Origin of the sequence: Methylophaga nitratireducenticrescens (assembly GCF_000260985.4) — a bacterium.
Classification (GTDB): domain Bacteria; phylum Pseudomonadota; class Gammaproteobacteria; order Nitrosococcales; family Methylophagaceae; genus Methylophaga; species Methylophaga nitratireducenticrescens.
This window is the reverse complement of the sequence record NC_017857.3, coordinates 435637-449210: the sequence shown is the minus strand read 5'-3', so window position 1 is coordinate 449210 and position 13574 is coordinate 435637. Positions and strand designations below refer to the sequence as shown.

Below are 13574 nucleotides of genomic sequence, written 5' to 3'. Positions count from 1 at the left end.
ACGGGTTATCACCGCCCTGCGGGGCGCCGCAAACATTCATAACGTACAAAAGGACTTCATTGCGAAGGCGGAGGGGAGGCCGCAGGAATCCATACATCCACAGATCAAGCAGCTGGATGCAGATTATTCCAAGAGATGAACAAACCTATGCCATTATCGGCACGGCAATAACGATTCATTCCCAATCATCTATCGTCTGGTTCAACAGCGGCTTAGTTCTCAACTATCTCGAACATTAGGTTGCAAAAGCCCGGTCCATCAGCTTTAGTGTCGGGAGAGTGTAACTAAAAGACTTATTCTTAATTCGTGCACATATGCGTAATCTGCGGATTTATAAAAATGCCCTCTCGTTCCCATATAGAACTAATATATCGGATTGAAAAACAGATTATGATTTATCCACCAAACCGTTTTCTACCGCATATACGGCAGCTTGCACCCTGCTGGTTAGGTTGAGCTTACGTAATATTCCTTGTACATGAATTTTAACGGTTGACTCAGCTAAGCTCAGGTTGCGAGCAATTTCTTTATTGCTGGCACCTTGTGCCAACATGACAATCACATCCCGCTCTCTGGGTGAGAGCTTATTGGTATCCATGATTATTTTTTTATTGCTTCCATCGGATAAAGCACGCATGGCATCTGCCATTCTATTGGCCATTTCAACAGACATTACCGAATCACCGTTATTAGCGCGACGGATTGAGTCCAGCAGGTAATCGGTGTCGATATTCTTCAGTAAATAACCGCGGGCACCATTATGCAGGGCATCCAACAAGTCTTCTGCATCTTCAGAAACCGTTAGCATGACTACCTGGGCTTCAGGGGCCTCCTCTTTTATCAGAGGAATAGTTTCCACTCCTCCTATTCCCGGCATATGCAGGTCAAGCAAAACTACATCCGGAGACAGACGCTTCGCCAATTTAACCCCTTCCAGACCATTGCCTGCTTCCCCGACAACTTCAAAACCCTTTTGACGTTGTAACAGTAACTTGATACCACTACGAAACAGGGAGTGGTCATCAATAATAAGGATGCGTATCGGTTTCATGCTGTAATACGTTGCTCCGTGATTATCGAAACAGGCTGCCAGGAGAGGCTAACGACGGTTCCTTGATTGGTTGCAGAAGAAATGGAGAGTTCACCACCGAAACGATGGGCACGTTCTCGCATAATATAGATACCAACATGGGTATCATCATTTTTTTCATCGATATTAAAACCCTTACCATTGTCTTTAATGGTAAGACGGCTTTCACCTTCCGTGCGAAGTTCTACACTTACCTGTGTGGCAGTGGAATGTTTACGGATGTTAGAAAGCGATTCATGTACGATATGTAAAATTTGCAACGCATGTTCTGGAGGCAAGTCCATGGTGGGACCAGAATATTCAAAAGACGTACTGATTCCCACTTGTCCTTCGAATTTATTCAATGCGTTAGCGATAGCACCTTCCAGATCAGCATGTTTTAACCGGGTACGGAAATGTACCAGTAATTCCCGTACATCATCGTAACTTTCTTGCACACCTTCTCGAATTTGGTCAACCACTTGTAGGGCTTCAGCAATATTTTCATTATTCAGATCATTTTGTAACAACTGCACTTGTATGTTCAAAAAAGCAAGCGACTGGGCAATGCTGTCATGCAGTTCCTGTGCAAGTAAATTACGTTCTTCTGACACGGCCATTTCTCGTTCACGAGCAACCAAGCGCTGATTTTCAATAGCAACGCCAAGGTGTAAGCCTACTGATTCAAGCAGCTTTATCTCTGCAGGCGGCAGAATCCGTTCCACATTGAATAATAAATTGAGGGAACCAATAAGGCGCTGATTCGAGCGAATTGGAATCGCCGAAACGGCGCGGAATTTTTCCTTGTTACAAGATTGCTGTCTGGAAGTCTTCAAATCTGAACTAACGGCAATACCATTTTGGGCAACTTCGCCGCAAATACAGGAGCCCACCGATAGATAGTTTTCATTTTCCACAAATGCTTTACTGACTCCCTCGGCGGCTACAACGTGTAACTGTTCACCCTTGGGATCCGTTAGCCGTACGATACCACCACGAGCTCCGGTCAGATCCATCATCTGCTTTAATACACTTTCACACAGAGGCTCTGCAGAGGTGCTTGAGCTTAGAAAAGCAGCCACTTTATACAGTGCGCCAAGTTCACGATTCTTCACTTTAATACTGTCTGTTTTCTGAGCTACCCGCTGCTCCAGAGTGGTATAAAGATTCTGAAGCTTTTCTGCCATCTGATTAAAGCCCTGAGCCACTTCTCCTAATTCATCATTAGTAGATGCTGGCAGACGCACACCGAAGTCGGCCTTTCCCATGCTCTGTAATCCCTGGTTAATTCTTTGCACCGGCCGTACCAGTAGCAATGAAAAGATGTAATCTAAAAAAATAGTTCCCAGTAAGGCGACAACCATTAATGCAATCTGTATGTAACGTAGCATGGTTGTATAGTGCGCAGAATTTTTTTCCATTAAAAAGACCAGTTCATCAAGCTCTTTGACAAAACTTTCCATCATGGGGCGATAATTCGTCAGAAGCGTGTCTTTCTGCAGTGTTGCCGGGGTATCAAGAATCTTTTGGATGCCCGGTTTCATCGTATTGTACCAACTGCTACGCAACTGGTTCATCTGCTCCTTTATAATGGCATCTTCTGGAACAAATAGTGGTCTTTGTGGGTTTCCGTTTTGCAATTCGACCAATGTGTTTTCAAAAAAGACCATTTCTTGAGTGAGAGCATGCTCCAGATCAGGAGACGGATAATGTACCTGTTGCCCCAATAGATAGGCGATACGGTATGAGCGCATCCGTTCTCTGCCTGCGTCATTGATCGCAGCAGCACCACCTTCAAGTTTCCATGAAACGTAAAGGGTAGAACTTATGGCAATCAGGGCACATAAAAAATAAAACACTAACAGACCAGTGATTTTTTCGCGGATTTTCAGTTTCAACACTGAGGTTCCTCATGGAAAATACTATAACCGGTTTAGCTTACACCTCTTCGCATAAAATTAGCAGCCAACAGTGTAGGGAACCAGGCCGGTTATTGATCCTGATCAATGATGGAAAGAAACGTCTATAGTAGGATTACTGTTTGTCATCGTTATTGTTTTTCGAAAAGAAAGGCTCTAAAGAACCGTATCCCGCTAAGCTTTCTGGCCTTTGGAAAGGTTGAACATACATCACTGCCGCTTATGACTGGAAAGAGCTGAAGCAGTGATTGAGAAATACCGATTGTGAGATATATCAACGTATCTCTCCTTTTTTAGGATTTACACTCAACAGCGTTTATTACCATGGATGGATTGTTTGCGCGGTCGTTTTGTAATTGTTCTTTGCAGATGACGAGCAAAGCTTCTGCTCACGCCCGGAGGTGACTTTTCAACCTCTCTCCAGGGCCTCAGCCTTAATAAGGTTTACGTTAGAATATCAACACCGCACCTTTTTCGCCTTATCAGACCAGTTTAATTTTTCAACGGTGGAGGTGCGAACAGATAATCAAGCGCGAGAAGCAACACGATATTAATGCAAGGAAGCTGTTTAAACTGGGTTTTGAAGTGAGAGCTTTTTTGCTCCGTTAAATCTTACTGAAAAACAGATAAGTAGACTACTTTTGATCTGATACAAGTGTAATTATCTTAGGATAATTGATTGAGCCCGAAGCTGGTTACAAAAAAACAGCTGTCATTTTGCTGACTTGCCGAACAGACCAAAGTATTTATTTTTTAATGTAAACAGGAGGGTTGCATGTCTTCCAACCAATTGCCTATTGTGTACTCGTGTTCCGGCTGCTCAAATGTAGCTCAGTTGGCGAATACTCTAGCGCTACGACTGGATCGTTCTGGTGCTGCAGAAATGTCCTGTATTGCCGGTGTGGGCGGTAAAGTGCCAAAAATGGTTCGTACTGCTCGTTCCGGACGACGGATTGTGGCCATCGATGGTTGCAAAATGCATTGCACGCTGGCCTGTCTTGATAATATTGATGTAGAACCTGATTTACATTTGACGCTAAGCGATTTCGGTTTACGTAAGCGTTACGGTGAAGACTGTAATCTAGAGCAAGCGGATAGCCTCGAAGCAGAGATAAAACAAAAGCTGGAACTCCTGCAAAATACAACTGTTACTGAAAGCGTTTGAAAAAAAGATAAGGACTATCTCTGACATATGGCTGCTGGACGCTGCAGCGATGGGGGGATTACTGCAGACAATAACAGCTCCCCTCTCACCAAGATAACAACGAGAAACTAACCATGGCTGACATTCAGAAGCATGCAGGACTGGTAGATGGGCTGGGACGACAGATTGATTATTTGCGGATATCAGTAACCGATCGATGTGATTTCCGCTGTGTTTACTGCATGTCAGAGAAGATGACTTTTCTTCCTCGGCAACAAATACTCAGTCTTGAAGAAGTTGAGCGTTTAGCCGCATTTTTTGTTAGTCAGGGAGTGAAGAAAATTCGCTTGACGGGTGGCGAACCACTGGTACGAAAAGGCATTGTTAAACTCTGTGCCAAAATAAGTGAATTACCTGGCCTTCGAGAACTGGTAATGACCACTAATGGTTCGCAGCTAACCAATCTGGCCAAACCGTTGGCTGAGGCTGGTGTAAAACGTTTGAACATCAGTCTGGATAGCCTGAATGCGGAAAAATTCAACGCTATTACCCGAACCGGTAGCTTGTCTCAGGTTCTGGCGGGTATCGATGCTGCAAGTCAGGCTGGGTTTGAGCATATCAAACTGAATGTGGTGGTGATGAAAGGACGCAATGCCGATGAAGTACCGGATCTGATTGACTTCATTCTGGATCGGGGACTGGATATCAGCTTTATTGAGGAAATACCCTTGGGAAATGTCGGCCATTCACGAGGTGAGACATTTTGCTCCAGTGAAGAAGTCCGCTCGATTATCAGTCAAAAGCACTTTCTGATCGACAGCACTGAAAACAGCGGTGGCCCGGCACGCTATGTTCGGGTTAAAGGTTACTCACAAAGTCGCATTGGTTTTATTTCTCCTCATTCAAACAGTTTCTGTGCCACCTGCAACCGCCTTCGCCTGACGGCTGAAGGTCGGTTATTGTTATGTCTGGGAGAGGAAAACTCTCTGGATATGCGTTCACTGATCCGGCGTTATCCAACAACAGACGCACCGATACAGAAAGCCCTGCTTAATGCCTTGCAAGTCAAGCCGGCACAACATAATTTTTCTATCGAAGGCCCTGCAAAAGTAATTCGTTTTATGAATATGACGGGAGGTTAACTATCCTTCGCTTCCGCTTACTGGAACGGTGGGATTCTTAGCATCGGTTATTCTTTCGATTACCGTTTTATCTTGTTTATCTTAGTCTATATCGGCTCTCTATCGGCCTTAATAAACCGCTAGCCATTATCAAAGTTGTCCTGTTTTTTTAAGGATAAAGTAGAAGAACTACGGATTTTCGATTAACCTGATCACTGTAAAGTTCTTCATTGAACGACAAACGCTTCAGAAAATAAATGCTCATCGCATCATTCGCTACTAAAAAGGTTTACCATCACGTCTCGACAGATAAATGGTGTGTAGAGGTATTACTGAAACAATCCAAAGTTACGCATTCAGATTTGTCATTATTGATACGTAAATATGACGACTAGGCTGTCGTTTTCTCATTAAGGCGTATGGGTAGATTTTTGAATGTTCTTGCAATAGTCTTTTTTGTGATAACCATACTGTTTACGGCTTTCCAGGGCCGACAGATAACCGGAATTTAATTATGCAAAAGCTGAATAAACGTTGGCAGATATTTTCATCCGCACCACATCGTCTGTTCTTTTTTACAGGTACCATGCAAGCACTATTAGCCATGCTGTGGTGGTTTAGTGATTTAAGCGGTCGCTTTACCGACTTTGACATGCCGGTTAACTGGGTAATTCCGGCTAATGATGCGCACGCTTTCTTGATGATTTATGGTTTTTTTGCTTTTTTCATTTTTGGCTTTCTAATGACTACTTACCCTCGATGGATGCAGGGCGAAGAAGTTGATAGAAAACTGTATATCCCAGCATTCTCTTTGCTGAATGCAGGTATCTTATTGTTTTATATCGGGCTCATCAGCAACACGTTTATACTAACAATTGCTTTGGTGATCTTTCTTATAGGATGGTCTTTCGGACTATATGCTTTGTTGCAGGTTTATCTGCGAGCTAAACATCCCGACAAACGCCACGCAACCATTACGAGCGTAATGCTGGTTATTGCCTGGGTGATGATTGCCGGTTTCATCTCAGGACATTTTGAGATGGTGCGATTGGCCAAAATTGGTGGTGTCTGGTTATTTCTGCTTCCTTTATTTTTTGCTGTCAGTCATCGGATGATTCCTTTTTTTTCCGCCAATGTGCTGCCAAATTATGACATTATCCGACCATACCGGGCTTTATCACTCGTTCTGTTGTTTGCCATTATCCATGCGATCTTGGAAATGGGTAATCTTTATGCCTGGCTTTGGCTGGTTGACTTACCGATGGCCATTATTGGCTTTTACCTGACAGTCAAATGGCAAAGTTTTAAGAGCCTTGCCCACCCGCTTTTAGCCATGTTGCACATCAGCTTTGTCTGGTTTGGTATCGCCATGACGCTCTATACTCTTCAGAGCTTTTATCTGCTTTTGACTGGAGAATACATTTTACTCAGAGCGCCACTGCACGCACTCGTGATTGGTTATTTCAGCTCAATGCTGTTAGCCATGATAACCAGAGTCACACTGGGACATTCCGGCCGGCCGCTAATACTTGACATGGCCAGCTGGGCACTTTTTTTGTCTTTTCAGTATGTCACCATCTTAAGGATAGCAGCGGATATCCCCGGTATATCGTCTCTTTTCACCGGTTGGCTGTATCTTGCTGCCGGATCGCTCTGGTTACTGTGTTTTGGCGTATGGAGCTACAAATATGCCCCCATCTACTTGAACCCTCGAGCTGATGGACGAGCAGGCTAGTTTCCGTTAAACACATGAAACAAAAATATCCGATTTTGTCATTTTTATACTTGTTTAATAATGACCACCCAGATCAGCAAATTACATTGTAAGGCACCCTGATCTTGGACAATCCATATCAAAAATTAATGATGAAAAAACACGTTACCGGTAACATCACTGAATACAGTTGCATGGCACTTCGCCAAAGCGTAGGGGCGTGATTCATTTCCATGAAGACTTCGCAGATAGTTAGCAGTTTTACAATTGTTAACAGCAAGATCAGCAATTGAAAACTTTTAATATTAAAAGCGGCCATCATGCCCGTTGCAGTTATCAGAAATAACCAATAAAACCATAATTTCATAATCAACTACTCTTTGTTAATTCAGACTATATAAATGAGTAAAAACAGAATGATCCACAACATGTCGACCATGTGCCAGTAGCTGCCCGCAGACTGAAGCCCTTCCAGACTTGGTGGTGGATCCGCTTTTTGATAACGGCTGCGAAAATTATTCAGAATGATCAATGCCAGAATAACGTGTAACCAATGGAATAAAGTCAGAAAGAAATAAAAACTAAAAAAGGTATTGGTATGCAGGGTATAGCCAATACTATAAAGCTGCTGCCACTCCCAGAATTTTGTACCTATATATACAAAACCACAGATCATCGCCAGCAACAAATACCCGGCAACACGAGTATTCTGTTGTATCTTCGCTTTATTGACAGCCAAGGCAACAAACAGACTGGAAGTCAATAACATGATGGTGTTGATAACCCCCAAGTTTAAATGTAGGACGGCTTTATACTGCTCAAACGAACTGCCATTTAGACGATACAAAACGGAGTAGGTCAGAAAAAATAACGCAAACGTCGTAATCTCTACAAAAATGAATAACCAAACACCAGCATTACCCGGCAAAACTTTTGCTTGTCTGCTACTGAGACCCTGATACATAAACACTCCAGCGATAATTACTTTTTAATTACTCTAATCGTTTCATCAAACGATGAAAATTTCCTCTGTCTAACCCCAAAGAACGCGCTGCAGCACTTCGATTACCATCAAACTGGTCCAACCTTTCTTGGATCAGATATCTGAGAAACTCATCCTGTGCATCTCGGACGTTGTCAAAATGACTAAACCGGCTCCATTCTGGTGTTAACCCCGTTATTAATTCTTCCTCAACAGAATCCGTATCAGAATCCACGAGGTGCAAACCTAAATTCTTTTCCTGCAATATCACCGGATCCGGATGTTTTTTACCGGCAATTGCTTTTAACGCAGCCCGGCTAATTAAATGTTCGAGCTCTCGCACATTTCCGGGCCAGTTATAAGCGAGCAAAGCCTGCTGAGCCGCCTGTGATAACCGAAGCCCCCTCACACCCAGCCGACGTTGATTTGCCTCCATAAAATATCCCGCCAGCAACAATATATCGTTTTCTCGATCACGTAGCGGTGGTACGGTAATCGGATAAACAGACAAGCGGTGATATAAGTCGGCCCGAAATTGCTTACGTTCAATTTCTTCAAGCAGATTACGGTTTGTCGCAGCAACAATTCGTACATCTACTTCTTTATGTCGATCACTGCCCACTCGCTGTATCTCACCACTTTGCAAAACCCGTAATAATTTCGCTTGAAGAGACAGTGGTAATTCACCAATTTCATCCAGAAACAAGGTTCCACCATGTGCAATTTCAAACTTACCGGCACGATCACTGGTTGCGCCGGAAAAAGCACCTTTTACATGACCAAACAACTCACTTTCGGCAATGCCTTCAGGTAACGCTGCACAGTTGATATAAACCAATGATTTTTTATTACGTTGAGATTTGTTATGCACAGACCGTGCCACCAATTCTTTACCGACACCGGTTTCCCCCAGAACCAGTACTGTCAGATCTGACCGTGCCACCACATCTATTTCATTGCATAACTTTTCAATGGCAGGGCTGCTTCCTACTATTTCTACCTGTTGGTTTTGTTCTTGCAATGTTGCAGCAACTTGATGTTCATGTTCAGCGCGGGCGGCTAATGCCGCAATACGGCCTGCCGCCTTTACTGTCGCCTCCGTTAGACCAATAAAGGTTTTCAGAATCGTCGGTTCAATTTGATCAAAACGACGAGGATCCATTGCATCTAGCGTCAAAACTCCCCAGGGCCTGTTATTTATATGTAAAGAAGCCCCCATGCAATCGTGAACATGTAACTTATGTCCAGCATTTTCGACAAGACCATCATATGGATCCGGAAGCTCACTATCTGCAGCAAACCGGACAGGGTCACGGGAATGTAAAAGCCTTTGAAGCCGCGGGTGTTCATCAACTTTGAAACGCCTGCCCATTGTATCCACTGATAACCCTCTTACTGCCAACGGTTTTAGATAACCATTCTCAAATTGGAGTAAGGCGGCGGCATCACAAGGAAAAATATTTACAACTTCTTGTAATAAGCGGCTATAGCGCTCCTCAGCGGGAAGATCGCTGGAAAGATCAGAAACCAGGCGAATAAGCGCTTTATAAAAAACGGGTGATGTCATAAGCACAACTTTTGTTATTTTAACAACATTATCAGTGATGTCTAAATCACAACATGCTGAGCTGCTTATTTAGAAATCGTCAACTTCATCATATCAGCCAAAGCCGGAATAATCACAAAAGTGCTTGTAACACTTCGTTTAGCGAGCAGTTTCGCTATACAATAGACAGTCATAACTATTTGGCATGATTCTGGCTATGGTCTTTCTGGGTAGCATCTTATTTTAAGTCGGAGAACAACAAAAAATGTTTTTATCAATCAAGATAAACGGTATGAGGAGACACCATGGCGACTGAATTTTTTAACAAAGGAATGGCCCGTAATATCTATTACGGCGGCAGCTTCTTTTTTATCCTGCTCTTACTGGGGCTGACTTTTGACACGATGCTGGTTTTACCAGAACGGGATAACCGACATTTAATTACCGAGTCTGTCGTTGAGGGTAAGCACTTATGGGAAGCCAATAATTGTGTGGGTTGCCATTCCATTATGGGCGAAGGAGCCTATTACGCGCCAGAGCTCATGAATGTTTTTGATCGCTATGGTAATGGTGATGAAGAAATTTTTAAAGGGTTTATGCGTGGCTGGATGGCAGCCCAACCGTTGAATGTACCAGGTCGTCGTCAAATGCCCCAATTCAACCTGACTGATGAACAAGTTGATGCGTTGTCAGATTTTCTTATCTGGACTTCTCGTATCAAAAATAATAACTGGCCGCCTAATATTCAAGGTTAAAGAAGGAGTTTTTGTAATGAATTATCAATCTCAGGCGGTGGCAAAACCGTATTTTATTTTCGCACTCATATTATTCGCCGGACAGATCCTGTTTGGTTTGATTATGGGTTTGCAGTATGTTGTGGGTGACTTTTTATCCCTATACATACCTTTTAATGTTGCCAGAATGGTGCATACCAACTTATTACTTGTCTGGTTACTATTCGGCTTTATGGGAGCATCTTATTATCTGGTACCCGAAGAGTCACAAACGGAGTTATACAGTCCGTTATTGGCAAAAATAACTTTCTGGGTCTTTGCAGCAGCGGGGGTCGCCACAATTCTGGGTTATCTGCTGGTGCCTTATTCTGAGCTTGCCCGCCTAACCCGGAATGATCTGCTTCCAACAATGGGACGTGAGTTTCTGGAACAACCAACTATTACAAAAATTGGACTGGTTGTGGTTATTCTGGCATTCGTATTCAATATAGGAATGACCATTCTCAAGGGCCGTAAAACCGTCGTTAATATGGTATTGATTACCGGCCTGATCGGTTTGGCTCTCTTGTTTTTGTTTTCATTCTATAACCCGTCAAACCTGGTACTGGATAAATTCTTCTGGTGGTGGGTTGTTCATCTCTGGGTTGAAGGTGTCTGGGAATTGATCATGGGTGCTATTCTTGCCTTTGTATTGATTAAAGTCACTGGCGTCGACCGTGAAATTATTGAAAAATGGTTATATGTCATTATCGCTATGGCATTGATTTCCGGCTTAATCGGTATGGGACATCACTATTTCTGGATTGGCCCTGGCGAATACTGGTTGTGGTTAGGTTCAATTTTCTCTGCTATCGAACCTGTTCCATTTTTCATGATGATGCTGTTTGCTTTCCGAATGGTTGAACAACGTCGGATTCACCATAAGAACGAAGTAGCAACATTGTGGGCGAAAGGCACAGCTGTTATGGCATTCCTGGGTGCAGGTGTATGGGGCTTTTTACATACATTAGCTCCCGTCAACTACTATACCCATGGGTCACAACTTACAGCAGCACATGGTCACTTGGCCTTTTTTGGGGCTTATGCGATGGTTGTAATGTGTATTATTTCTTATGCCATGCCAATTATGAGAGGACGGCCTCAGGGTAACTCACCTCAGGCACAACAACTAGAACGCTTTGCTTTCTGGGCGATGTGTATTGCCATGATAGGTATCACGCTGGCATTAACTGCTGCCGGTGTATGGCAAATAATCTTACAACGTATTCCTGATGATGCTAATTCTCTGGCATTTATGGCCACACAGGAAGCTATCAGTCCTGTCTACTGGGCACGTCTCGGCTTTGGCCTGTTGTTCCTTGGAGGCTTGATTGCTTATTTTGCAAGCTTCTTTGTCGGTGGTGATACCGTTTCAGATACCGAAGCGAAAGTCGTTACCAATCCTGCATGATGTTGTGATAAGCAGGGGTTTTGGAGTCATCCAAAACCCCGTTTATTATCGTCTGGGAAGAGTCAAATATGGAAGAGTACGTTGGAACAGTCTGGCATAAACTCATCAGCCAGAAAGCAAATATCAACCATCAAGAAGCCACTGTATCGCTTTCGGACCTTCAGAGTGAATTGGCTACTTATTACCGCGCAATGGGTGGAGACCCAGGCAAGTCTATAGAGGCAGCCAATACCCATAAAGTCAAAATCCATCGCCGTTTTATCGATAAGGTTGCCGGTAGTCAGCAACGCTTTTACCTAGCCTGGCAAGATGAACGTTGTTTGCGACTTCCTCCAACAGTATCCATTTGTACCGATACCAGCCTTAATGAAGATATCTATTTTTGGCTTACGGCTATGGCAGCACAAATGCCAAATATAAACTCTTGGTTTACTGATAACCAATTTGCCACCTTACAACTACTCAAAAAAAGACCGGGACTAAAGCGCCGATATCACGAGTTAGTAGAAGCGGTTTCTGATGAACGCAAGCGTTATTGGAAAAAGCTATCTGCAATAAACGAACAAGAAATACAAATTCAACAGGCACTCAGCGAGCCTGGATCTGTTAAACAGCTGATAGAATCTAAACTTCATCCTTTACCTGTTGCCTTATGGCTATACCCTTCCCCCTGGATGCCCACAGACTTCATAGCGGCAGAAGAAACTGAGGAAGGAAGTTCATCCGAACCAGACGCTATTGAAGAAGCTGATGCCGGACGAAAACAAGCCAATCGTGAAGATGACAGTAAAGAAACGGACGGACTTTTAATTTTTCGGCTTGAGAGCTTATTCAGCTGGACAGAGCATATTCCAGTTGATCGACCTCAAGAAGAAGATATGGATGAGGATGCCAAAAGCGCTGCGGAGGATCTGGATGTCATCACATTGTCGAAAAAGCGCAGAGCCGGAGCAGCTAAAATACGCTTTGATATGGATCTTCCCTCTCCAATACATGATGAATTACCTTTAGGAGAAGGCATTCGGCTGCCTGAGTGGGATTATAAAAAGCAACAAATGCGAGACAACTTTTGTCTGTTGCAACCCTTTTTAGCCGATGAAGCCCCCCCCACGCCAATGCCGGTTCATCTGCGGGCTCTAGCCGCTAAAATTTGTCGGCAATTTGAATTGTTAATACCGGAAAGACGCTGGTTAAACCGACAGTCTCAAGGCGAAGAGCTGGATTTAAATGCCTGGATAGATCATTTGTCCAACCCGACACAATCCGTCGATATGCCAGATTGTTATCGTCGGCTCTCCAAAGATCACCGTGATTTATCCTGTCTCTTGCTGGCAGATATTTCCATGTCGACAGATGCCGCTATTAACGATGAACAAAAAGTTATTGATGTCATCAAGGACAGCTTAGTCATTTTCTCCTCGGCATTGGCATCCAGTCGTGACCATTTTGCACTTTACGGTTTTTCATCCGTTAAAAACAAACAAATCCGTTATCACCTGCTGAAAAACTTTAATGAACCCTTGTCAGATGGTGTTTATGGGCGAATTCATTCATTAAAGCCTGGATATTATACCCGTATGGGGACCGCCATCCGCCAGTCGACAGAAATACTGAAAGAGCAAAAAACCCAGCAGAAGTTAATGCTGATTTTGTCCGATGGTAAACCAAACGACATCGATCACTATGAAGGTCGTTACGGTATCGAAGATACGCGCCAGGCAATTCTTGAAGCAAAAAAGCAAGGGATTAAACCCTTCTGTATCACTATTGACCACGAAGCAAATAAATACCTGCCCTATCTTTTTGGCGAACAGGGCTTTTGTCTAATCAGCGATCCAGCACGTTTACCCATACTACTGCCCCGGCTGTATCTGAATCTGACCAAAAACTAAAAT

At 43.5% G+C, this 13574-nt stretch carries 11 protein-coding genes; 6 read left to right on the top strand and 5 right to left on the bottom strand.

The window, feature by feature from the left end; all coding sequences use genetic code 11:
- Positions 1-388: 388 nt before the first annotated feature.
- Complete coding sequence (locus tag Q7A_RS02060) at positions 389-1051, bottom strand: response regulator (protein WP_014705668.1); 663 nt, start codon at positions 1049-1051, stop codon at positions 389-391.
- Entirely contained in the window at positions 1048-2970 is a 1923-nt protein-coding gene (locus Q7A_RS02055; RefSeq protein ID WP_014705667.1) for a type IV pili methyl-accepting chemotaxis transducer N-terminal domain-containing protein, read from the bottom strand. Before Q7A_RS02055 ends, Q7A_RS02060 begins: the two co-directional genes overlap by 4 nt.
- Positions 2971-3763: 793 nt before the next feature.
- Between Q7A_RS02055 and Q7A_RS02050 the strand changes: the two genes are divergently transcribed.
- The 3 genes from Q7A_RS02050 to Q7A_RS02040 all read left to right on the top strand — a co-directional run bounded on the left by Q7A_RS02050 (position 3764) and on the right by Q7A_RS02040 (position 6988).
- Positions 3764-4153, top strand: a complete 390-nt coding sequence (locus Q7A_RS02050; protein WP_041354239.1) for a putative zinc-binding protein — start codon at positions 3764-3766, stop codon at positions 4151-4153.
- A 113-nt stretch (positions 4154-4266) separates the two neighbouring features.
- Complete coding sequence (gene moaA, locus Q7A_RS02045) at positions 4267-5274, top strand: GTP 3',8-cyclase MoaA (RefSeq protein ID WP_014705665.1); 1008 nt, start codon at positions 4267-4269, stop codon at positions 5272-5274.
- 493 nt (positions 5275-5767) lie between these two features.
- On the top strand, positions 5768-6988 hold the full coding sequence (locus Q7A_RS02040; RefSeq protein ID WP_014705664.1) for an NnrS family protein: 1221 nt from the start codon (positions 5768-5770) through the stop codon (positions 6986-6988).
- 118 nt (positions 6989-7106) lie between these two features.
- On the opposite strand, the gene Q7A_RS15695 is transcribed toward Q7A_RS02040, so the two are convergent.
- The 3 genes from Q7A_RS15695 to norR are packed head-to-tail and all read right to left on the bottom strand — an operon-like array spanning position 7107 to position 9516.
- A complete protein-coding gene (locus Q7A_RS15695) occupies positions 7107-7334 on the bottom strand; it encodes a cytochrome C oxidase subunit IV family protein (RefSeq protein WP_014705663.1) in 228 nt (75 codons plus the stop codon).
- A 21-nt stretch (positions 7335-7355) separates the two neighbouring features.
- A complete protein-coding gene (locus tag Q7A_RS02030) occupies positions 7356-7931 on the bottom strand; it encodes a cytochrome c oxidase subunit 3 (protein WP_014705662.1) in 576 nt (191 codons plus the stop codon).
- A gap of 28 nt (positions 7932-7959) precedes the next feature.
- On the bottom strand, positions 7960-9516 hold the full coding sequence (gene norR, locus Q7A_RS02025; protein ID WP_014705661.1) for a nitric oxide reductase transcriptional regulator NorR: 1557 nt from the start codon (positions 9514-9516) through the stop codon (positions 7960-7962).
- 284 nt (positions 9517-9800) lie between these two features.
- Here norR and Q7A_RS02020 point away from each other — a divergent pair, with 284 nt between their 5' ends.
- From Q7A_RS02020 to Q7A_RS02010, 3 genes are read left to right on the top strand one after another with little or no spacing between them, the layout of a single operon-like run.
- Positions 9801-10250 (top strand): c-type cytochrome, encoded by a 450-nt coding sequence (locus Q7A_RS02020; RefSeq protein ID WP_014705660.1) that lies wholly within the window; start codon positions 9801-9803, stop codon positions 10248-10250.
- 16 nt (positions 10251-10266) lie between these two features.
- Positions 10267-11679 (top strand): cbb3-type cytochrome c oxidase subunit I, encoded by a 1413-nt coding sequence (locus Q7A_RS02015; RefSeq protein ID WP_014705659.1) that lies wholly within the window; start codon positions 10267-10269, stop codon positions 11677-11679.
- A 20-nt stretch (positions 11680-11699) separates the two neighbouring features.
- Positions 11700-13571: a nitric oxide reductase activation protein NorD gene (locus Q7A_RS02010; RefSeq protein WP_014705658.1), complete on the top strand. Its 1872-nt coding sequence runs from the start codon at positions 11700-11702 to the stop codon at positions 13569-13571.
- The last annotated feature ends 3 nt before the right edge of the window (positions 13572-13574 follow it).

What these genes read in the sequence shown, in the direction of transcription:
- Q7A_RS02060 (WP_014705668.1), bottom strand. Translation starts at nt 1,051, where the DNA reads ATGAAACCGATACGCATCCTTATTATTGATGACCACTCCCTGTTTCGT.
- Q7A_RS02050 (WP_041354239.1), top strand. Translation starts at nt 3,764, where the DNA reads ATGTCTTCCAACCAATTGCCTATTGTGTACTCGTGTTCCGGCTGCTCA.
- moaA (WP_014705665.1), top strand. Translation starts at nt 4,267, where the DNA reads ATGGCTGACATTCAGAAGCATGCAGGACTGGTAGATGGGCTGGGACGA.
- Q7A_RS02040 (WP_014705664.1), top strand. Translation starts at nt 5,768, where the DNA reads ATGCAAAAGCTGAATAAACGTTGGCAGATATTTTCATCCGCACCACAT.
- Q7A_RS15695 (WP_014705663.1), bottom strand. Translation starts at nt 7,334, where the DNA reads ATGAAATTATGGTTTTATTGGTTATTTCTGATAACTGCAACGGGCATG.
- Q7A_RS02030 (WP_014705662.1), bottom strand. Translation starts at nt 7,931, where the DNA reads ATGTATCAGGGTCTCAGTAGCAGACAAGCAAAAGTTTTGCCGGGTAAT.
- norR (WP_014705661.1), bottom strand. Translation starts at nt 9,516, where the DNA reads ATGACATCACCCGTTTTTTATAAAGCGCTTATTCGCCTGGTTTCTGAT.
- Q7A_RS02020 (WP_014705660.1), top strand. Translation starts at nt 9,801, where the DNA reads ATGGCGACTGAATTTTTTAACAAAGGAATGGCCCGTAATATCTATTAC.
- Q7A_RS02015 (WP_014705659.1), top strand. Translation starts at nt 10,267, where the DNA reads ATGAATTATCAATCTCAGGCGGTGGCAAAACCGTATTTTATTTTCGCA.